This is a genomic window from Burkholderia alba, from assembly GCF_034721475.1.
Lineage (GTDB): Bacteria > Pseudomonadota > Gammaproteobacteria > Burkholderiales > Burkholderiaceae > Burkholderia > Burkholderia alba.
The window spans coordinates 194594-215810 of the sequence record NZ_JAWJWL010000004.1 but is presented as its reverse complement, the minus strand read 5'-3'; the positions used below and the strand labels follow the sequence as shown (position 1 = coordinate 215810).

The 21217-nt window shown below is 69.8% G+C and carries 18 protein-coding genes; 13 read left to right on the top strand and 5 right to left on the bottom strand.

Going from position 1 to position 21217, the window contains the following annotated elements; all coding sequences use genetic code 11:
- Nucleotides 1-92: 92 nt before the first annotated feature.
- Nucleotides 93-533 (top strand): GNAT family N-acetyltransferase, encoded by a 441-nt coding sequence (locus tag RZR99_RS06005; protein WP_323118826.1) that lies wholly within the window; start codon nucleotides 93-95, stop codon nucleotides 531-533.
- A 37-nt stretch (nucleotides 534-570) separates the two neighbouring features.
- Here the strand turns inward: RZR99_RS06005 and RZR99_RS06000 are convergent, their stop codons facing one another.
- Both RZR99_RS06000 and ygfZ read right to left on the bottom strand, forming a co-directional pair.
- A complete protein-coding gene (locus tag RZR99_RS06000) occupies nucleotides 571-1416 on the bottom strand; it encodes an NRDE family protein (protein ID WP_323118825.1) in 846 nt (281 codons plus the stop codon).
- 79 nt (nucleotides 1417-1495) lie between these two features.
- Nucleotides 1496-2542 (bottom strand): CAF17-like 4Fe-4S cluster assembly/insertion protein YgfZ, encoded by a 1047-nt coding sequence (gene ygfZ, locus RZR99_RS05995; protein ID WP_323118824.1) that lies wholly within the window; start codon nucleotides 2540-2542, stop codon nucleotides 1496-1498.
- Between the two features lie 78 nt (nucleotides 2543-2620).
- Between ygfZ and mltG the strand changes: the two genes are divergently transcribed.
- The 10 genes from mltG to RZR99_RS05945 all read left to right on the top strand — a co-directional run bounded on the left by mltG (nucleotide 2621) and on the right by RZR99_RS05945 (nucleotide 11747).
- Nucleotides 2621-3637, top strand: a complete 1017-nt coding sequence (gene mltG, locus RZR99_RS05990; RefSeq protein WP_323118823.1) for an endolytic transglycosylase MltG — start codon at nucleotides 2621-2623, stop codon at nucleotides 3635-3637.
- Between the two features lie 2 nt (nucleotides 3638-3639).
- Entirely contained in the window at nucleotides 3640-4260 is a 621-nt protein-coding gene (gene tmk / locus RZR99_RS05985; RefSeq protein WP_323118822.1) for a dTMP kinase, read from the top strand.
- An 18-nt stretch (nucleotides 4261-4278) separates the two neighbouring features.
- On the top strand, nucleotides 4279-5313 hold the full coding sequence (locus RZR99_RS05980) for a DNA polymerase III subunit delta' (RefSeq protein ID WP_323118821.1): 1035 nt from the start codon (nucleotides 4279-4281) through the stop codon (nucleotides 5311-5313).
- A gap of 30 nt (nucleotides 5314-5343) precedes the next feature.
- Complete coding sequence (locus tag RZR99_RS05975; protein ID WP_407655406.1) at nucleotides 5344-5850, top strand: GNAT family N-acetyltransferase; 507 nt, start codon at nucleotides 5344-5346, stop codon at nucleotides 5848-5850.
- 30 nt (nucleotides 5851-5880) lie between these two features.
- Nucleotides 5881-6660, top strand: coding sequence for a TatD family hydrolase (locus tag RZR99_RS05970; protein ID WP_323118820.1), 780 nt, complete (start codon nucleotides 5881-5883; stop codon nucleotides 6658-6660).
- Between the two features lie 42 nt (nucleotides 6661-6702).
- On the top strand, nucleotides 6703-7422 hold the full coding sequence (locus RZR99_RS05965; RefSeq protein ID WP_323118819.1) for an ankyrin repeat domain-containing protein: 720 nt from the start codon (nucleotides 6703-6705) through the stop codon (nucleotides 7420-7422).
- A gap of 79 nt (nucleotides 7423-7501) precedes the next feature.
- Nucleotides 7502-7858: a Rap1a/Tai family immunity protein gene (locus RZR99_RS05960; RefSeq protein ID WP_323118818.1), complete on the top strand. Its 357-nt coding sequence runs from the start codon at nucleotides 7502-7504 to the stop codon at nucleotides 7856-7858.
- Nucleotides 7859-7951: 93 nt separating this feature from the next.
- Nucleotides 7952-9130, top strand: coding sequence for a mechanosensitive ion channel family protein (locus tag RZR99_RS05955; protein WP_323118817.1), 1179 nt, complete (start codon nucleotides 7952-7954; stop codon nucleotides 9128-9130).
- 67 nt (nucleotides 9131-9197) lie between these two features.
- A complete protein-coding gene (locus tag RZR99_RS05950) occupies nucleotides 9198-10373 on the top strand; it encodes an AAA family ATPase (protein ID WP_323118816.1) in 1176 nt (391 codons plus the stop codon).
- Nucleotides 10374-10682: 309 nt separating this feature from the next.
- A complete protein-coding gene (locus tag RZR99_RS05945; RefSeq protein WP_323118815.1) occupies nucleotides 10683-11747 on the top strand; it encodes a glycosyltransferase family 4 protein in 1065 nt (354 codons plus the stop codon).
- Nucleotides 11748-11846: 99 nt separating this feature from the next.
- Here the strand turns inward: RZR99_RS05945 and RZR99_RS05940 are convergent, their stop codons facing one another.
- From RZR99_RS05940 to RZR99_RS05930, 3 genes are all read right to left on the bottom strand, one after another.
- Nucleotides 11847-12434 (bottom strand): BPSL1445 family SYLF domain-containing lipoprotein, encoded by a 588-nt coding sequence (locus RZR99_RS05940; RefSeq protein WP_323118814.1) that lies wholly within the window; start codon nucleotides 12432-12434, stop codon nucleotides 11847-11849.
- 176 nt (nucleotides 12435-12610) lie between these two features.
- A complete protein-coding gene (locus tag RZR99_RS05935; protein ID WP_323118813.1) occupies nucleotides 12611-13051 on the bottom strand; it encodes a hypothetical protein in 441 nt (146 codons plus the stop codon).
- Between the two features lie 217 nt (nucleotides 13052-13268).
- Entirely contained in the window at nucleotides 13269-13553 is a 285-nt protein-coding gene (locus RZR99_RS05930; protein WP_323118812.1) for a PsiF family protein, read from the bottom strand.
- Between the two features lie 507 nt (nucleotides 13554-14060).
- Here RZR99_RS05930 and RZR99_RS05925 point away from each other — a divergent pair.
- Both RZR99_RS05925 and RZR99_RS05920 read left to right on the top strand, forming a co-directional pair.
- Nucleotides 14061-17120 carry a bifunctional glycoside hydrolase 114/ polysaccharide deacetylase family protein gene (locus RZR99_RS05925; RefSeq protein WP_323118811.1) on the top strand — a complete coding sequence of 1020 codons (3060 nt, stop codon included), beginning with the start codon at nucleotides 14061-14063 and terminating at the stop codon, nucleotides 17118-17120.
- Nucleotides 17095-21171, top strand: coding sequence for a tetratricopeptide repeat protein (locus RZR99_RS05920; protein ID WP_323118810.1), 4077 nt, complete (start codon nucleotides 17095-17097; stop codon nucleotides 21169-21171). The genes RZR99_RS05925 and RZR99_RS05920 overlap by 26 nt, the downstream gene beginning before the upstream one ends.
- The last annotated feature ends 46 nt before the right edge of the window (nucleotides 21172-21217 follow it).

The following is a 21217-nucleotide window of genomic DNA, read 5'->3' as shown; positions in this document are numbered from 1 at the left end:
GCGCATGCCGCGGCGGCGGCGGCGCTTCGCTCGGCATTCGACCCCGACTGACGGCCGTTGCCCGGGCACGACATGCGAGAGGACGCGGGCATATGGACAGGATCGTAGTGGAAACCGGCGACTGGGCCCGGCTGGGCGGCGACGCATCGCGGATCCGCGATGCGGTGTTCGTGCGCGAGCAGCGGATTCCCGCCGAACTGGCGCTCGACGACGACGATCTCGACGCGCGCCATGTCGTCGCCTACCTGATCGCCGGAGCGGCGCACGAGCGGCGCGCGATCGCGACCGGGCGGCTGCTGCCGACGGGGGCGATCGGCCGGGTGTCGGTGCTGGCCGATGCGCGGGGCCGCGGCGCGGGCTCGAACGTCCTCGATGCGCTGCTCGCGGAGGCGAAGTCGCGCGGCGATGCGCTGGTGCGGCTGTACGCGCAGCCGCGCGCGGTGATGTTCTATTTGCGGCGCGGATTCCGGATCGTCGGCGAGCCGTTCGAGGAAGCGGGCATCGCGCATATCGAAATGGCGCGCGAGCTCTAGAGGCCGGCATCGCTCGCGCCGCGCGTCGCCGGGCCGGCTAGCGGCGGGCGGCGACGTCGATATCGAACGTCATGGCGCGCTCGAATGCGCCGGGGCGCACGATCCGGTGCGAGCCGTCGTCGTCGCAGCGCTCCTTGATGTCGACCGTGAGCCGGGCGCCTTCCTTGATCGCGACCCGCAGCGCGGTCGTGCCGCGCGAGCCGTACTCGGGCGTTTCGATGAAGGCGGCGGAGAGCGCGCGCTCCCGTTCGATCGGGATGCCCGTATGCGGCAGCACGTCGTCGTCCGCGGTGAGGGGGTCGCGCATCATGTCGATCAGGACGTCGAGCGGCGGGGCGGCTTCGTAGGTGAGCAGCGTGCCGAGTTCGCTGCGTTTGTGGACGAGTTTCGGCCACGGTGTGTCGAGCCGGGCGTTCGACAGCCCGTGCATGCCGGGCGTGACGAGCGCGGGGGCGTCGGGCGAGGTTTGCGATTCCGCGGGGCGGTTGCAGTACCACGCCAGCTCGCGCCGGATGCAATCGCCGACCAGCAGGTTGAAGCCGTTGTAGAGCGCGGCCGTTTCGGCCACGTGCGCAAGGTAGTCGCGCGGCGCGACCGGCGTGCCGCCGAGGAAACCGGACACGAGGCGGCCGCGCGTCGGCGCGCCCGCGCGGATGTCGAACGGCGCACGATAGTTGGTGAGCGCGGCGAAGCGGCCGTCGCGCGATACCCCGAACCAGGTGCCGCCGCCTTCGAGATCCCGGCCGGCCAGCACGCCGGGCACATCCTCCCACCAGGACACCGGCGCGCTCGTGCGGCGGAAGAATTCGTCGCGGTTGGCGGTGAGCGTCAGGATCGAGCCGTTATCGGCCTCGGGCTGCCAGTCGAATACGATCAGGCACATCGGGCGGTTCCTTGCTGGGTGCGTGCGAAGCGAAGCGGCCGCGCATCGCGCGGCTTGCGGCAGACGATAGCACGCCGGATCAGCTCTCGGTGGGCAGTGCGTAGGGCAGCGGCAGGAATTGCAGCACGGGGCCGTCGGGCGCCGCCAGGTGCACCGTGCCCTGATCGAGCGCCGCCAGCTTGATCTCGACGAGCAGATCGACGCCGCCTTCGGGCGCGGCCGCCGCATTGACGATCATCCCGCACGGCTGGCCGGGATCCGCCGAGTGGAAGATTTCGACCCCGGCGCGCACGGTACCGGTTTCACCCGCGACGTGCGCGAGCGAGGTGCGGCGCTTGATCGTGCCGCGGTACTGGCTGCGCGCGACGATTTCCTGGCCGGGATAGCAGCCCTTGCGGAAATTGATCCCGCCGATCACGTCGAAATTGATCATTTGCGGGACGAACTGCTCGACGACGGGCTGCGTGATGCGCGGTTCCGCCGCGCGCACGTCGAGCCAGTCCCAGACGGCCGGCGACACGCGCGGCAGCCTGCCCTCGAGCGCCGCGAGCCGGGCGTCGACGTCGGCGCGCGGACCGACCCACAGATAGCGCGCGCGGCCGGCCGCGTCGGGCAGCCGGATCAGCGCGCCCGCCGGGCCGTCGACTTTGGTATGCACGCCGTCCGGCAGCGCGTCGAACACGGTCGACAGCGCGTCGCGCACATCGCCGGCGAAGCCCACGGCGGCGAGCGTGTCGCCGGCGTCGGTCAGCTTCGCCTTCGCGCGCAGCACGAACATCGACAGCCGCTTTTGCGCGGCCGGCTGCACGTCCTTCGACACCAGCAGGCGTACGTCTGGGCCGGCGCGCCAGGCGAGAAACGACGCCAGCAGGCGGCCCTTCGGCGAGCAGTAGCCGGCGAGCCGGGCGGTGCCGGCGTCGAGATGTTCGATGTCGCTCGTCAGTTGGCTGTGCAGGAAGGTCGCGGCGTCGGCGCCCGCGACATCGATGATGCCGAACTGCGGCAGTAGCATATATGCACCGCCGTTGAGCACGGCATCGAAGTCGGCGGCGGACGGGCGGGGCAGCGGGGCAAGCGCAGCGGGGGCGGCGGCGGAAGCGGCCGCCGGGACAATCGGTGTGCTCATGGAATGAGGGAAGAGTCAATCCTGACTTTGGCAGAGACGAGCTTGTATTATATGGGGTCTATCTGAGTCCCGTTCCGCATGTCCCTACTGAAGAAATGCGCCGCGCTTGCGGCGCTGGCCGTCGTTTTGGCCGCCGCGCTTGCGGGCGGCGGCTATTACTGGGCGACCCGGCCGCTGCTGTTGTCCGCCGCGTCGCTCGACGTCACGATCAAGCCGCGCAGCAGCGTGCGCAGCGTGGCCCTGCAACTGAAACGGGGCGGCGTGCCGGTCGAGCCGCAGTTGTTCGTCGCGCTCACCCGCCTGTTGCGACTGTCGAGCCAGCTGAAGTCGGGCAATTACGAATTCAAGACCGGCGTCACCCCTTACGAGGTGCTGCAGAAGATTGCACGCGGCGACGTGAACGAATTCGTCGCGACGGTGATCGAAGGATGGACGTTCAAGCGGATGCGCGCCGAGCTGGACGCGAATCCGGCGCTGCGGCACGCGAGCGCGGGCATGAACGACGCCGATCTGCTGCGGGCGATCGGCGCGTCCGACGGCGAGGTCGCGCGCGGCAGCGGCGAGGGGCTGTTCTTTCCGGATACCTACCTGTTCGACAAGGGCACGAGCGATCTGAACATCTACCGGCGCGCGTACCGGCTGATGCAGTCGCGCATCGACGAAGCATGGACGATGCGCGCGCCCGGCCTGCCGTATCAAACGCCTTACGAAATGCTGACGATCGCGTCGATCGTCGAGAAAGAAACCGGCCATGCGGCGGATCGCGCGTTCGTGGCCGCGGTATTCGCGAACCGGTTGCGCATCGGCATGCCGCTGCAGACCGACCCCACCGTCATCTACGGGATGGGCGACGCCTACGACGGCCACTTGCGCAAGCGCGATTTGCAGGCCGACACTCCTTACAATACCTATACGCGCCGCGGGCTGCCCCCGACGCCGATCGCGCTACCCGGCGCGGCGGCATTGCAGGCCGCCGTGAATCCCGCGCCGACGACGGCGCTCTATTTCGTTGCAAAGGGCGACGGCACGAGCGTCTTTTCCGACACGCTGGGGGATCACAACAAAGCCGTAGACAAATACATACGAGGGCAATAGAGATGGCGCGCGGAAAATTCATCACGTTCGAGGGCATCGACGGTGCGGGCAAGACCACCCACCTGAAATGGTTCTGCGAACGGCTCGACGCGAAGCTGGCGCCGGGCGGGCGGCACGTCGTCGTCACGCGCGAACCGGGCGGCACGACGCTCGGCGAAACGCTGCGGGGGATCCTGCTGAACCAGCCGATGGACCTCGAGACCGAGGCGTTGCTGATGTTCGCCGGACGGCGCGAGCACCTCGCGCTGGTGATCGAGCCGGCGCTCGCGCGCGGCGACTGGGTCGTGTCCGACCGTTTCAGCGACGCGACCTTCGCGTACCAGGGCGGCGGGCGCGGCCTGCCGCGCGACAAGCTCGAAGCGCTCGAGCGCTGGGTGCAGGGCGGCTTCCAGCCGGACCTGACGATCCTGTTCGACGTGCCGCCCCAGGTCGCGAGCGAGCGGCGCGGCGCGGTGCGGATGCCCGACAAGTTCGAGAGCGAGTCCGACGCGTTCTTCTCCCGTACCCGCGCCGAATACCTGCGCCGCGCGGAGGAAGCGCCGTACCGCTTCGTGATCGTCGATTCGACCGAAACGATTGCGCAGATCCAGACGCGTCTCGAAGGCGTGCTGGCTTCGCTGTAACGAAGGAATGACGCACCCATGATCTATCCGTGGCAAACCGACGACTGGAACCGCCTGCAGGCGCTGCGCGCGCACTGGCCGCATGCGCTGCTGCTGCATGGTCAGGCGGGCATCGGCAAGCTGCGCTTCGCGCAGCACGTCGCGCAGGGCTTCCTGTGCGAGGCGCCGCTCGCGAACGGCGAGCCGTGCGGCACCTGCGCGGCCTGCACGTGGTTCGCGCAGGGCAATCATCCTGACTACCGGGTCGTGCTGCCCGAAGCGCTCGCGGGCGAGGCGTTCGCGGCGGCGCTGGCCGACGAGCCGAAGGCCGCCGACGCGGACGACGGCGGCAAGAAGACTCGCGCGCCCAGCAAGGAAATCAAGATCGAGCAAGTGCGGGCGCTGCTCGATTTCTGCGGCATCGGCTCGCATCGCGGCGGCGCGCGCGTCGTCGTGCTGTATCCGGCCGAGGCGCTCAACATGGCCGCCGCCAACGCGCTGCTGAAGACGCTGGAGGAGCCGTCCGCCGGCGTCGTGTTCCTGCTCGTGTCGGCGCGCGTCGACCGGCTGTTGCCGACCATCATCAGTCGCTGCCGGCAGTGGCCGATGACGGCGCCCGCGCCGGCCGAGGCGATCGCGTGGCTGGCGGCGCAGGGCGTGAGCGACGCGCCCGCGCTGCTGGCCGAGGCGGGCGGCGCGCCGCTCGCCGCGCTCGCGCTCGCGAGCGACGAGAACCGGCCGCTGCGCGACTGGACGCTCGCGCAGCTCGCCGCGGGCGGCGGCTGCGATCCGTTCGCGTGCGGCGAGACGCTGCAGAAGCTGCCCGTGCCGCTCGTGCTCGGCTGGCTGCAGCGCTGGCTCTACGATCTGCTCGCGCAGCGGATGGCCGACACGCCGCGCTATTTTCCCGATCACGCGCTCGCGCTCGCGCGCTGCGCGCAGGCGCTCGAAGCGAACGGCCTCGCCCGATTCATGAAGACGGTCACGCGTCAGCGGGCGGTGGAAAATCATCCGCTCAGCGCGCGGCTCGTGTTCGAAGAACTTTTTCTCGGCTATCGCGACCTGTTCGCGTGATGGCCGCAGGCTTTCTTTCAGATGGACATCATGACGCTTTCAACCCGTGACGCCACCCTCGACGACCTGCCGGCGATCGTCGCGATCTACAATTCGACGGTCGCGTCCCGCCAGGTGACGGCCGACACCGAACCCGTCACCGTCGAGAGCCGCCGCGCGTGGTTCGACGCGCATCGCCCGGACACGCGTCCGCTGTGGGTGGTCGAGGACGCGGGGCGCGTGATCGCGTGGCTCAGCTTCTCCGATTTCTACGGCCGCCCCGCGTACCGGCATTCGAGCGAGATCAGCATCTATCTCGACGAAGCCGCGCGCGGCCGGGGGCTTGGCAGTCGGCTGCTCGAGGCGGCGCTCGCGAAGGCGCCCGCGCTGCAAATCGATACCGCGCTCGGCTTCATCTTCGGCCACAACGCGCCGAGCCTCAAACTGTTCGCCCGCTACGGTTTCACGACCTGGGGAACGCTGCCGCGCGTCGCCGTGCTCGACGGCGTGGAGCGCGATCTCGTGATCGTCGGCAAGCGCATCGGCGCCGCGCGCTGAGCGCCGCGCAGACGTCATCAGGAATTCACCATGTTTGTCGATTCTCACTGCCATATCAATTTCGACGGGCTGGCCGACCGGCTGCCGCAAGTGCTCGAGAACATGCGCCGGCATGACGTGACGCATGCGCTGTGCGTGTCGGTCGACCTGGAAACGCTGCCCTCGGTGCTCGCGATCGCCCGCGAGCACGACAACGTCTACGCGTCGGTCGGCGTGCATCCCGATCACGAGGACGCGAAGGAGCCGACGCTCGCCGAACTGGTCGAACTGGCCGCGCACCCGAAGGTGGTCGCGATCGGCGAAACGGGGCTCGACTATTACCGGCTCGACGGGCGCTCGATTGCCGACATGGCGTGGCAGCGCGAGCGGTTTCGCACCCACATCCGCGCGGCGCACGCGACGATGAAACCGCTGATCGTCCATACCCGGGCGTCGTCGGACGACACGCTGCGGATCATGGCCGAGGAGCGCGCGAGCGTGCCGGGCGGGGTGATGCACTGCTTCACCGAGCCTTGGCAGGTCGCCGAGCAGGCGCTCGCGCAGGACTTCCATATCTCGCTGTCGGGGATCGTCACGTTCAAGAAAGCCGAGGACGTGCAGGACGTCGCCCGGCGCGTGCCGCTCGAGCGCCTGCTGATCGAAACCGACTCGCCGTACCTCGCGCCGGTGCCGTATCGGGGCAAGCCGAATGAACCTGCGTACGTGAGTTATGTCGGACGCTTTATCGCGGCACAGCGCGGGATGACCGACGAGGCGCTCGCCGCCGCGACGTCGCAGAACTTTTTCCGGCTGTTCAAGATTGCCCGCTAAGGCGGTCGCGGCCCAGTCACAACCAGGGTAGGAGCTAAAAACATGAAATCGATCAAGGACTTGTCGAAACAACGCACGCTGCGCGCAGCGCTCGGTTCGCTGCTCGTCGCGGGCGGCTTGTTCGCCGCCGGCGCGCCGGCGCACGCGGAATCGCTGAACGGGATCGTGAAGGCGGTCAAGTTCGACGACATCGCGGACATCTCGAAGCAACTGAAGAACGGCCTCGATCCGAACACGACCGACGAAAAGGGCGATCCGCTGCTCGTGATCGCCGCGCGCGAGAAATCGGACAAGGTCGCGGCGGCGCTCGCGGCGGCCCCGAACGTCGATCTCGAAAAGCAGGACGCGGCGGGCGAGAACGCACTGATGCTGGCGGCGCTGAACGGCGATCTGGGGCTCGCGAAGCTCTTGATCGACAAGGGCGCCGAGGTAAGCAAGAAAGGCTGGTCGCCGCTGCACTACGCGGCGACCAACGGCAACGACGACGTCGTGAAGCTGCTGCTCGACAAGTCCGCGTACATCGATGCCGGTTCGCCGAACGGCACGACGCCGCTGATGATGGCCGCGCGCGGCAACCATCCGACGACGGTCACGCTGCTGCTCGACCAGGGCGCGGATCCGGCGCTGAAGAACCAACTCGGCATCACCGCGCTCGACTTCGCGAAGCACTACAAGGCGCCCGACGCGATCGAGATCCTGTCGAAGCGGACGGTGCGGATTGGCGCGGGAACGCCGGCCGATGCGCAAAAGAGTGCAAAATGACGGTTTTCGGCGCGGCCCAGGGTCGCGCCGTTCGTTGTAGCAGCGGCGGATCGACGCCGTTTTGAGATAAGGAACACCAATGTTGCGGGCTATGTTTTGTGCCGCCGCGCTCGCCGTGCCGTTGACGGCGGCTGCCTTTACCGGCGGCGACCTCGACAAGCTGTGCGCGAAGACCGACGTCAAGTCGCGGGCTTCGTGCGCCGCCTATATCGAAGGCGCGGCGGATGGCGTCTACAACACCATCGATGCGATCGGCGGCACGACCGGGCCGAGAGTCGGGCAGTATTTCTGCCTGCCGGCGGATATCAAGGCGCAGCAGATGACCGACGCGGTGCGCAAGTACATCGCGGAAAATCCGAAGCTGGGCGACTACAACGCGAGCACGGCGGTATCGCTCGGGCTCGGCAAGGCTTTCCCCTGCCGGGGCGGCAACTGATCCGCCGTCCCGCCGCGGGGCCCGGGCCGGGGCGCGGCGCTCCCGGTGGGGCTCACTCCCGTTCTTCGTCTTCCTGACGCAGCCACGGCACTCATGATCACGCTCGACGACCTGCGGAGCATCGCCGATGCGCCGCTTCATACCTGGCTCGGCACGCTGCTCGTGTCCGCGCTCGTGCTGCTCGTCGCGGCGGGCCTGCACCGGATCGGCGCGCGGGTCGTGCGGCGTCTTGCGCGGCCCTACCCGGTCACGTACGCGATCGTGCGCTACATCGACAAGCCGTCGCTGGCCGTGTTCGCGTTCCTCGCGCTTGAATTCCTGTGGCTGCAGGTCGCCGACGCGCTGCCGTTCGCGGGCGGGCTGCGCTCGTTCGCCGCGGTCGGGCTGATCGCCTCGCTGACCTGGCTGCTGGTGCGGGTCGCGGCGGCCGTCGCCGAGGCGATCGTGCAGGCGCATCCGCTCGACACGCCCGACAACCTGCAGGCGCGCCGCGTCCACACGCAGGCGCGCGTGCTGGCCCGGACCGTGATGGTGATCATCGTGATCGTCGGTACCGGCGCGGCGCTGATGACCTTCCCGAACGTGCGGCAAGTGGGCGCGAGCCTGCTGGCATCGGCCGGGGTCGCGGGGCTGGTTGCCGGTATCGCCGCGCGGCCGGTGCTGGGCAACCTGATCGCCGGGCTGCAGATCGCGTTGTCGCAGCCGATCCGGCTCGACGACGTGGTCGTGATCCAGGGCGAGTGGGGGCGTATCGAGGAAATCACCGGCACCTACGTGTCGGTGCGGTTGTGGGATCAGCGGCGGCTCGTGGTGCCGCTGCAATGGTTCATCGAGAATCCGTTCGCGAACTGGACTCGCAACAACGCCGAGATCATCGGCACCGTGTTCCTGTTCGTCGACTATGCGCTGCCGCTCGCGCCGGTGCGCGAGGAGCTTGCGCGCATCGTCGCCGCCGCGCCCGAATGGGACGGCCGGGTACAGGTGCTGCAGGTGACGGATGCCACGGAGCGCGCCATGCAGTTGCGGGCGCTGGTGAGCGCGCGCGATTCGTCGCTTGCATGGGATTTGCGCTGCCGGGTGCGGGAAGGGCTGATCGCGTTCATCCAGCAGCACTATCCGCAGTGCCTGCCGCGTGCGCGCGCGGAACTGTTCACGCATGCGGGGCAAGCCGACGCGCCGCCGCGCGAGCCCGCATTCGGCGTAGCGCGCGCGGCGGCCAGCACGGCAGCCAATACCGCCGCCGACCCGACCGTGTCCGAGCCGCCCGCCTGACTGCGCTGAAGCCCGCGCGGCCCGGGGCGCGCTTCGACGACCGTTGCTCTTCTTATCCCTGACACCCATGTCGCATGTTTCCGCACTGGCCATCGCCAACTACCGTTCGCTGCGTGAGCTGATCGTGCCGCTTGCGGCGCTGAATGTGATCACCGGGCCGAACGGCAGCGGCAAGTCGAGCGTGTACCGTTCGCTGCGCCTGCTTGCCGAGACCGCGCAGGGGCGCGTGATTCCGTCGCTCGCGCGCGAGGGCGGCCTGCCGTCGACCCTATGGGCGGGGCCGGAGCGTTTCTCGCGCGGCATGCTGGCGGGTACGGAGCCGGTGCAGGGCACGGTCCGCCGGGATCCGGTGAGCCTGAAGCTCGGTTTCGCGTGCGACGACTTCGGCTATGCGATCGACCTCGGGATGCCGGTGCCGGGCGAGTCGGCGTTCAATTTCGATCCGGTGGTGAAACGCGAATGCATCTGGAGCGGGCCGATGCTGCGGCCGTCGGCGCTGCTGGTCGACCGGCACGGCTCGCAGATTCGCGCGCGCACCGCGGCGGGCGACTGGCACACCGTGCCGCAGCCGGTCGCGAGCTTCGACAGCATGCTTACCGAGTTCGTCGATCCGACCACGGCGCCCGAGATGATCGCGGTGCGCGAGCGGATCCGCTCGTGGCGCTTCTACGATCACTTCCGGACCGATGCCGCCGCGCCCGCGCGCCTGTCGCACATCGGCACGCATACGCCGGTGCTCGCCGACGACGGCGCGGATCTGGCCGCGGCGCTGCAGACGATCCGGGAAATCGGCGACGGCGGGGCACTCGACGCGACGATCGACGACGCGTTTCCCGGCGCGACGATCGAGATCGACAATCCGGGCAAGCGCGGCCGCTTCGAACTGCTGATGCGCCAGCATGGATTGCTGCGGCCGCTGAGCGTCGCGGAGCTGTCGGACGGCACGCTGCGCTATCTGCTGCTCGCGGCGGCGTTGCTGACGCCGCGTCCGCCGGCGCTGCTGGTGCTGAACGAACCGGAAACGAGCCTGCATCCGGACTTGCTGCCCGCGTTGGGCCGTCTGATCGCGCACGCGGCCGAGCGGTCGCAGGTGATCGTGGTGTCGCACGCCGCGCGCCTGATCGCGTCGCTCGAGCGCGAGCCGGACAGCCATTCGATCGTGCTCGAGAAGGAACTGGGCGCGACCCGGATCGCCGGTGAGCACGGCCATGACCTGCCGCCGTGGAAGTGGCCGGCGCGGTAACGGCACGGCCCCGGGTATCCGGGCATGGCGCGCGGCGGCGCAACGCGCGAGAATAGGCCGCTGCGGGTCGGACACGCGATGTCGCACGGATGCCGTGGCGAGGCGCGGCGAGGCGCGCGAAGCGGCGCCGGCGGGTCGCCCGCGAGCCATGCGGCAAGCGGGCGACCGGATGTATCCCGTGTGTAACAAGCCCCAGAAAATGCAATCGCACCGCTGAGCGGCGCGGCAATCGCTAATAATGAGCTATTCGAACCGGCGGGACGGCGGCATGCCGCATCGTTTCCCCGGCCGCCATTGGAGATCCTCCCCATGAGAATTGCGCAGATCGCCCCCTTGACCGAGTCGGTGCCGCCGAAGCTGTACGGCGGGACGGAGCGCGTGGTGTCGTACATCACGGAAGCGCTGGTTGACCTGGGCCACGATGTCACGCTGTTCGCGAGCGGCGATTCGCAGACCCGCGCGAAGCTCGAAGCGGTATGGCCGCGCGCGCTGCGGCTCGACGTGTCGATTCGCGACCGGATCGCGCCGCACATGCTGTTGATGGAAACGGTCGCCCGTCGCGCGAACGACTTCGACGTGCTGCATTTCCATATGGATTACTACTCGTTCTCGGTGTTCAAGCGGCAGGACACGCCGTTCGTGACGACGCTGCACGGCCGTCTCGATCTGCCCGAGCAGCAGCCGGTGTTCGATACGTTCAATACGGCGCCCGTGATCTCGATCTCGAATGCGCAGCGCCAGCCGCTGCCGCAGGCCAAGTGGCTGACGACCGTCTATCACGGGCTGCCCGACACGCTGTATACGCCGCAGCCCGTCGAGCAGAAGTATCTGGCTTTCCTCGGCCGCATCTCGCCGGAGAAGCGGGTCGACCGCGCGATCCGCATCGCGCAGCGCTGCGGGATGCCGATCCGGATCGCCGCGAAGATCGACGCGGCGGACGAGGAGTACTTCGAACGCCAGATCAAGCCGCTGTTCGCGCTGCCGCACGTCGAATTCATCGGCGAGATCGCCGACCATCAGAAGGCGGAATTCCTGTCGGGCGCGCATGCGCTGCTGTTTCCGATCGACTGGCCGGAGCCTTTCGGGCTGGTGATGATCGAGGCGATGGCGTGCGGCACCCCGGTGATCGCGTTCAATCGCGGGGCGGTGCCGGAAGTGCTGGAAGAGGGCGTGTCGGGCTTCATCGTCGAGGACGAGATCGGCGCGGTGGCGGCGGTGAACCGTCTGCACACGCTGCCGCGCGCGCGGGTGCGGCAGCGCTTCGAGGAGCGCTTCACGTCCCGCCGGATGGCGCAGCAGTATGTCGACGTCTACCAGTCGCTGATCCGCGCGCAGAAGCGGGCGCGCTTCAAGGTGATCGATTCGGCACCGTGACCGCGTCACGGATGGCGAGGCCATGAAAAAACGGCGATGCGCGCAAGCGCATCGCCGTTGTCGTATCGAAGCCGCGCGCCTCGAGCGGCGCGCCGCGCATCAGATATCGAGCTTCGAGACCTTGGTGCCGCTGATCGACACGTCGCCCATCAGGCCCGCGTTGGTCAGCACGATCACTTCGACCGGCGCGGTGGCCGTCGTCGTGTCGATCGCGCCGTTCGCGCCCATCTTCACGAGCGCGACGGAGGCGTCGGCGCCGGCGGCCCAGCCGTTCGACGCGCGGAATTTGTCGAGCGCGTCCTGGGTCATGAACAGGAACACGATCGCCTTCGATTGCGCGCCCGCCTGCAGGCCGACCGACAGCGACGACGTGTTGTAGTAGCCGACGGTGCCGCCGCCGACCCGCAGCGAACCGTTGCCCGACTGGCCGCCGACGATGAGGCCGGCCTGGATCACGTTGGGGAATACCAGCACGCCGCGCGATTTGCCGACCAGCTCGCGCGCGCCCGGCACGGTCGAGTAGAGACGCGACAGGGTGCCGTCGACGCTCGCATCGATTGCTTGGCGCTTCGACGCATTTGTCGCCGCGCTGGCGGGCTTGTCCGGCGTGGTCGTGCAGCCGGTGAGCGCGAGAGTGCCGATGACGAGCGCGGCAGCGGCTTTCAATGCGAGATTCCGTTTCAGCATCGTATTACTCCATCGTTTAGTTGTTCGACGTGATTCTCGCCTGAGGGAGAGTCACGTCAGACGTTATAACACAGCGCATTACAAGGGTATTTCGCCGAGGGGCCGGCGCCGGTTCGATGCTGCGCCGCATCAATGCGCATGTCGGCACACCGCGGCCTGGTGGGGCACGCGGCGGCTCAGTGGGAGACGGGGGGCTTGATCGGCGGGCGCCGCAGTGCGCGGCGGATCAGAGCGATCAGCACGCCGCAGGCGAACAGGAACGCGGCGGGCACGACCCAGTAGCCGACGAAGGCATGCCAGAGATAGCCGAACAGGGTGCTGCGGCGCAGCGTGAATTCGTCGCGGGCCTCCTGCTGGCGGGCCGCATTGGCGGCCAGCACGTCCGCGGGGCAGCCGGCGGCGCGCGCCTCGTCCGGGTCGCCGTGGCAGCGCGCGGCCGCGCCCGCCGCGCGCTGCGCGTCGGTCAGCTGCCAGGTGGTCAGCGCCTGCTGGAGATCGGTGTAGTTATAGGCCATCTCCTCGCGAATCTCTCGCACCGCGACGATCGCGACGGGCACCGCCCAGAACACGATCACGATGACCCAGCGCCGAAACCAGCGGTGTTGTCTCCATGCCATCCCTGCCTCCGTTTGATGCGAAGGTACGCATCCGTCATGAGGGCGGCCCGATGGCGCTTCTTATACGTGGGGAGGGCCGCGTAGCAGCCATCATAGAAGAAAATGCGACGTATCGCCGCAGTCGCGTGGCGGGGAGCGCGCACGGAACCGGCGCGCGAAAGAAAAAATGCCGCGCCCGTCGAAACGGCGCGCGGCATTGTGCCGGAGCAAACGCCGCTCAGGCGGCCGGCTGGCTCGACAGGCAGCTCTTCATGAAGGCCTTGCGGTCGTCGCCGGTCTTGCCGGTGGCGTCCTTGTTGCAGGCCTTCATCTTGTCCTGCTGCGTCATCTTCTTCTTGGTCGACAGACAGTCCTTCATGAAGGCCTTGCGCTCGTCGCCCGACTTGCCGGCCGCTTGCGTGTTGCATGCCTTCATCTTGTCCTGCTGACTGTTTTGGGCGAAAGCCGGCGAAGCCAGCATGCCGCCGACGAGCAGCGCAGCCATGAGCGATCGGATTTTCATTTGACACTCCCAATGGGTGAATTGCGTTTTCTATGACATCGCTGCGAATCGCGCGGCTGCGCGGGTCGCGGCTTGCATTATGGCAAATCATCCTAAAAACAACAAAAAACACCGGGAAAATATCGATGCGCGCATTTTTCGCGCAAACGTACAGGTTCGTTCATTTTCCATTCGCAAACGATTGGCATCCGGTCATCGCGCGCAAACCCCCGTGCGGCGGGCATCGGCATGTCGGCAACCTCGCTTGAGGGGCGCGTGGCGGCGGGTTATAACCTCGCTGCGCGGCGGTTGCACCTCTTGTTTTTGAGATAATAGGCGGCGAATCGGCAACGAAGTATTTGCCCGCGAGCAGTCAGACCCGCGATACCGATGCACTGGGGGTATCGACACCAAGATAGCCGCGGTTTCAACCGGGGCATGGCCAATATTCGTCGCGCGCCGGGGATCGTTCGCGCGCGGCGGCTTCACGCGGCCCAGGCAGTTTGCCGGGCGGCAGGTTGTTTGCTGATGTGGTCGATCGACCTGATACGCGCGCTGCGCGGGGCAACCCGCGTCTGCCGGCATCGCGCGCCGGTGCATCTTGAGAGGGAGAGGGGCGGGGCCGTCGCCTGGTTGCGTCGGGCCGCGCTGCTCGCATGCGGGGTCGCGGCGTGCGCGGCAGCGGGCTCGGGCTCGGCGCATGCCGCGGCCGTCGAGGCGGCGTCGAGCGGCGGCGCCTTGGCGCCCGCCGCTGCCGTGCCGTCCGCGAGCGTACCCGCGCCGTCGATCGCCTGGTTCTACGGCGACAAGCCGCCGGTGTCCCAATTGTCCGCGTTCGACGCGGCGGTGGTCGAGCCCGACCACGGCTTCGAGCCGCGTGCGCAGGACACGCCGGGCACGCGCTGGTTCGCGTACGTGAGCATCGGCGAGGTGGCGCCCGGGCGCGACTACGCGAAAGCGATGCCGGCCGCGTGGCTCGTCGGCCGCAACGAGGCATGGGCGTCGAAGGTCGTCGATCAGCGCGCGCCGGGCTGGCCGCGCTTCTTCGTCGAGCAGGTGATCGCGCCGCTATGGGCGCGCGGCTACCGCGGCTTCTTTCTCGACACGCTCGATTCCTATCAGCTGATCGCCACCACGCCCGCCGAGCGCGCGCAACAGGAGGCGGGGCTCGTCGCCGCGATTCGCGCGGTGAAGGCGCGCTATCCGGATGCGCAGTTGATCCTCAATCGCGGTTTCGAAGTGTTGCCGCAGGTGCACGACCGGGTCTACGCGGTCGCGTTCGAATCGCTGTATCGCGGCTGGAATCAGGCGCAGCGGCGTTACGTCGAGGTATCGGCCGACGACCGCGCGTGGCTGCTCGCGCAGGCGCGGACACTGCGCGAGCGCTATCGGCTGCCGGTCGTCGCGATCGACTATTGCGCGCCGGCCGATTCGGCCTGCGCGCGGGATACGGTCGCCCGGATTCGCGCCGACGGACTGGTGCCGTACGTGACGGACGGCGCGCTGGAGACCGTCGGCTCCGGGGCGTTGCAGGTCATGCCGCGCACCGTGCTGGTCGTGCAGGACCTCGCGCCCAATACCGGCCTCGATACGTCGGACGGCGTGCGGTTCGTCGCGACGCCGCTCAATTATCTGGGCTACCGGGTGGAATACGCGGAAGTGGGCAAGCCGCTGCCGGGCGGCACGCTGGCCGGCCGCTACGCGGGCGTCGTCGTGTGGCTGAACGATGCGCCTGCGCGGGCCGGCGCATTTCGCGCGTGGCTGATGAAGCAGGTGCGCGACGGTGTGCCGGTCGCCGTATTCAATTCGTTCGGTATTCCGGTGGACGGCGCGCTCGCGGCGCAACTCGATCTGAAGCTCGTCGCCGGGACGCCGGGCAAGCGGCTCGACGTCGCGTCCTACGATCGCGCGCTGATGGGCTTCGAGATGCCGCCGACGCCCGATGCGGGCGACTACGCGCCGCTCGCGGCCGGACCGCGCAGCCGCTCGCTGCTGCGTCTGCGTTCGGCCGACGCGGGCAATCCGTTCGCGATCGACGCGGCCGCGCTCACGCCGTGGGGCGGCTATGCGCTGCGTCCGTTCGCGGTGTTCGAACTGCGGGCCGTCGACCAGACGCGCTGGGTCACGCAGCCGCTCGCGTTCCTCAAAGCGGCGCTGCGCCTGCCCGATGCGATGCCCGTCCCCGACACGACCACCGAGAACGGCCGGCGCCTGTTCATGTCGCACATCGACGGCGACGGGTTTCCGTCGCGTGTCGAGGAGCCGGTCGGCGCGGCCGTCGGCGCGCCGCGCTATGCCTATCCGGGCGAATCGCTGTACGACGCGCTGAAGAAGTTCGGCCTGCCGGTCACGGTGTCGGTGATCGAGGGCGAGGTGACCGACGAAGGGCCGTACCGGCCGATCGGCCCGCGCCTGCGCACGCTGGCCCGCCGGATCTTCACGCTGCCGAACGTCGAGATCGCGAGCCACACGTACACGCATCCGTTCAAGTGGCTGCGGATCACCGGCTTGGACCGCTCGACGGGCGACGACGGCAAGCAGACCGAGGGCGGCAGCGTCGCGAACGCGAGCGGGCTTGCGGTCGGCATTCCCGGTTATCGCTACGACGCCGAGCGCGAGATCGCCGGGTCGGTCCGCTATATCGATCGTGAACTGGCGCCGCCGGGCAAGCGCACCCGGGTGGTGCTGTGGAGCGGCGACTGCCAGGTGCCCGAAGCCGTGCTGCAGGCGGCGCAGCGGGCCGGCGTATTCGCGATGAACGGCGGCGATACCGTCATCACGAAACAGTTTCCGAGCTGGACCGCGATCGCGCCGCTCGGCGTGCGCAAGGGCGATGCCTACCAGGTCTATGCGCCCAATCAGAACGAGGAGCTGTACACCGCGCTGTGGCAGGGGCCGTTCTACGGCTTCACGCGCGTGCTCGAAACCTTCGCGATGACCGACGCGCCGCTGCGCTTCAAGCCGGTCGACGTGTACTACCACATGTTCAGCGGCACCAAATACGCATCGCTGAAAGCGCTCGACACGATCTACGGCACGCTGGTCCGGATGCCGCTGTTTCCGGTGTTCGTGTCGGAGTATGCGCAGCGCGTGCTGGATTTCGAACAGATGAGCATCGCGCGCGACGGCGCATTCTGGCAGGTGCGCGGCGCGGGGCGCCTGCGCACGCTGCGGCTGCCGGCGGGACAGGCGCCCGCGCTGGACGACGCGGACGGCGTGGCGGGCTTCCTGCCGGGACCGGGCGGCACTTATGTGCATCTGACGGGCGGCGCGGCGCGCTTCCGGGTGGTCGGCCTGCGCGAGGCCGGCGCGCTGCCGTACCTGGCCGATGCGAACGGCGTACTGTCGAATTTCGCGCGGCGTGCAGGCGGACTGTCGTTCGATCTCGCCTCGCATGTCGCGCCGCAGTTTTCGCTCGCGAACGCGGCGGACTGCCGGGTCGCCGTCGACGGCCGGCCGCTCGCCGCGCGCGCCGCGCCGGACGGCCGTCGCGAGTACGCCCCCGCGCTGCCCGGCGCGGGGCTTGCGGGCAATCCGCCCGATGTCGCCAGTGTGACGATCCATGTCGACGCCGTTTGCCCGCGCTGAGCGCGCGCGGCTGGTTTCGCCGTGGGCCGTCGCGCTGTTCGCCGCGCTGATGGCGGCGCTCCTCGCGCTCGCGTTTCCGCGCGAGCGGCTACAGACGAGGCTGCTTGAGGGGCACGACGCCGACACGCTGACGATCGCGTATCTGGAAGCCTGGCGCACGATCGAGCCGGACAACGGCGAGGTGCTCGCGGAGCTGGCGCGCGAATATCTGACGGCGCAGCGGCTCGCCGACGCCAGGCCGGCGCTCGCCGTGCTGGTCGCTTCGCGCGATGCCGCGCTGCGGCGCAGAGGCCGTCTGATGTCGATCGAGCTGGCTGAAATCGACGCCTATCAACTGGCCCCCGATGTGAGCGAGCGCGCCCGCCGGCTGCGCGTGCTGCAGGCGCAACTGACCGACGCGCTGCGCGACCCCTGGGAGGCGGCGCAACTCGAGCAGTTGCAACGCAAGGCGCTTGCGCTGAACGACGCTCCGCTGGCCGCGCGCTACTGCGAGCGGCTGGCCGATGCGCAGCCCGGGGAGGCGCCGCGCTGGCTCGCGCAGGCGGGACGGCTGGCGCTTGCCGCGAGCGACCACCGGCTCGCGGCCGAACGCTTCTTCGCCGCGCAGCGCGCGGCGGCGTCCCCGGCGGACGCGCGCCGCTATTTCCTGTCCGCCGTGCAGGCGCTGCAGTCGGGCGGGGCGGCGTCGGATGCGCTGCGCGCGGCCGAGCAGCATTTGCCGCAGAGGCTGGCCGACGACCCGCAGGTGCTGCGCTATCTCGCCACGCTCGCGCTGGCGGCACGCGCGCCCGACGATGCGCAGCGCTATGCGCGCCGGCTGCTGCGGATGGCGCGCGCCGACGGTGCCGGGCCGCGCGTCGCGAACGGGCATGCCGCGCGGGCGGCGCGCCCGCGGCTGGTACGGGTGACGTCGGATCCGCCGCTATCGCCTGCGCGAGCGGGGAGGCCGACGACGTCGGTTGCGCCGTATCGGGATAGCGGGCCGCCTGGGCAATCGATGGCGAAGCGGGGCGTGCGCGCGGCGCCGGCCGTCGCGCGTGCCGGGCCGCCGTCGCACGGCGTATTGCGTGCGGCGACAAGGGCCGAACCACGTCCGCGGCCGGTCGCGCCGCCGCGTGCGCGAGCGGTAACGCCGCGTGCGGTCCCGTCACTGCGTGCCACCGGGATCCCCGCGCTGCCGAGCAGGTTCGCCCCGACGGACATGGCCCGCTACGAGGCGACCGATTACGACCTGGCCTACCGCGTGTTTCTCGCTAACGGCGACTTGGCGCGCGCGCAGCGCGTCGCGCAAAGCGCAGTCGACCAGGCGCCGGACGCGCTCGAATGGCGCGAGCGGCTTGCGCGGACCGCCGAATGGAACGGCGCGCCGAACGTCGCGCTTGCGCAATACGTGGCGCTCGCGCAGCGGCGCGACGGCGCGGCGGACTGGGCGTCCGTGAAGCGTCTCGCGCCCGCGCTGAACGACAATCGCGCGCTGCTGGCGGCGGCGCTGCGCGATGCGGCGGCCGCTCCGGACGACCTCTCCGCCGTCGACCGGGTCGTGGCCCTTCAGGAGCGGCTGGGCGATCCGGACGCCGCGCTGCGGTTCCTGTCGGAGCGGGCGCGCGGCGCACGCCGGCAGGCGCTGCTCGAGCGCAGTGCGGCGCTGGCGCTGCGCAAGGGCGACGACCCCGCGGCACTCGCCGCCTACGAGACGCTCAATCGCGAATACGGTCCGGCGCCCGCGTATGCGCTGCAGATCGGACTGGCGCTGTACACCCGGGCCGCGTTCGCGCAGGCGCTCGCGGTGCTCGACGCCGCGCGGTCCGCCGCGACGCCGGCCGACGATACGTTCTGGCGCTTCTACACGCAGCTTGCCGGGCTGACCGGCCGGAGCGACAGCGCGCGGACCGGCTATGCGGCGCTCGTCGCGGGCGCGCATGCGAGCGCCGACGACATCGCGGCCATGGTCGCGCTCTACGACGATCGCCCGCTGGACGCGGGGCGCCTCGCCGAATTCGGCTACCGGCGCAGCGGCCGCGTCAGGCTGCTCGAACAGGCGCTGATCTACTACACCCGCGCGCAGGCGCCGGCTCGCGGCACGGCGCTGCTCGCGTCGCTGACGCCCGCCGAGCGACGCGACGCGGACCGTTCGGCGGGCGTGCGGGTTGCGCGCGCTCAGGCGCGGCTCGGTCAGGGCGACGGCCGCGCGGCGCTGGCCGACCTGCGCGCGGCGGCCGAACTGAGCCCGGGCGACACGCAGGTGCGCGCGGCGCGGGTGTGGGCGTTGACCGAATCCGGCAGCGACGCCGAATTGCGCGACGCGCTGGCGCGCGGCGCACGCGATGCGCAAGGCGATGCGCAGCTGTGGAGCGCGTACGCGGCGGGGTATCTGCGGCTGAACGACGGGCGCGCGGCCGTCCACTATCTGCGCAAGGAGGCCGGCGAGCGGCGCGGCGATCCCCTGTGGCTGTTGAGCTATGCGGAGGCGCTCGAACTCGCCGGACGTCCGGATGCCGCGTGGCGGGTGCGGCGCGCGGTGTGGCGGCAAACGCTCGCGCCCGAGTCGGTATCCGCCCCGCGGCTCACGGCGCGCGAGCGCGATGCGCTGCGTGCGCGTCTGGTCGGTCTCGTCGACGAATTCCAAGGCGGCGACGCATCGCGCGGCGCGCTGATCGCGCTGCTGCGCGAGGATCTGAACGAACCCGCGGACGATGCGCTCGGCGATCTCGCCGGGCTGCCCGATGCGACCCAGGCTCGCCTGACGCGGCGCGCGCGGATTCATTCGGCGCTGGCCCGCGAGGTGGCGCTCGCATGGGCGCGCAATCACGACGCCGACGACATGGAGCGCGCCTGGTTGCTCGCCCGCTTCCTGAAAGGCGCCGGGCGGCCGGTCTACGCGGAACTGACGCTCGCGCTCGCGCAGGGCGACGCGGCGACGCTCGACCGTCTGCTCGACACGGCGGCCGCCTGGCTGCCCCTGCAGACCCGGATCGAGGCCGAGGCGCGGGCGGGCCGCTACGCCGCCGCGCAATCGGATGCGTTCGATCTGCAGACCCGGCTGCCGCGCGACGATGCGGCCGACGCGCTGGCGCGCGATCAACTGCTGCGCACCGCGCAGGCCATCGCGCCGAGCTTTCGCTATGTCGACCAAGGCGGATTCAGATACGCGGAAAGCGGCGTTTCGGGCGGCGTCCGGTGGTCGCCGTCGCTGTCGCTGGGTCTGGCGTTCCTGTCGCGCAGCCAGCACAGCGACGACACGATGCCGAACGTGCCGCGCCGCGACAGCACGCTCACGGCCAGCGTTCGCGCGCTGGGCGCCGATCGCAGCATGCAGTGGAGCGTCGGCTATCGCGACGGCGTGGCGCGCATCGTGACCGCGCGCGTCGACGGGACCTGGCGCGCGGCGCGGCCGCTGTCGTTCTACTACGCGCTGGCGATGAATGCGCCGGCGATCGAGACGGCCCAGCTGCTGGTCGGCGGGATGAAGCACCTGGCGAGCCTCGGCGTGCAGTACCAGGGCGGCGCGCATCTGTTTGCCGGCGCGCGTTTCGAATACGCGCGCTTCTACGGTCAGGACCACTCGCTGCTGGGCGCGGGGTCGGTGGTCGACCTGACGGCGGGCTACAAGCTTTTCGCCGACTACCCGGACTACACGGTGCGGGCTGTGCTCACGCACGGCCAGTACAGCAACGCGGCGGGCATGCCCGGCACGGCGATCCGGCGGCTGCTGCCGGGCGGCGTCGCGGCGACGTCGGCGGCGTTCATGCCGCAGAGCTTCACGCAGGCGGGGCTGCTGTTCTCGTTCGGCGACGCGGTGGTCGGCGGCGATGCGCTCGCGGGCGGCGATGCCGCGCGCGCCGACAGCTACGCCAAGGGATGGCGGCCGTTCCTGTCGGCGGGGCCGATCGTCGATTCGCGGCAGGGCTGGGCGGCGCAGGTTGCGCTCGGCGCGACGGGCAGCGTGGCCGGCAACGATCAGGCGACGCTGTATTTCGAGCATCAGGGCGTGTCGTCGAATCACGCGACGCCGGTGACCGAATACGGCGTTCGCTATCGATGGATGTACTGAGGCAGGCGGCGCGGGCCGGCGCCGCCACCCACAAGCGGCAATCACG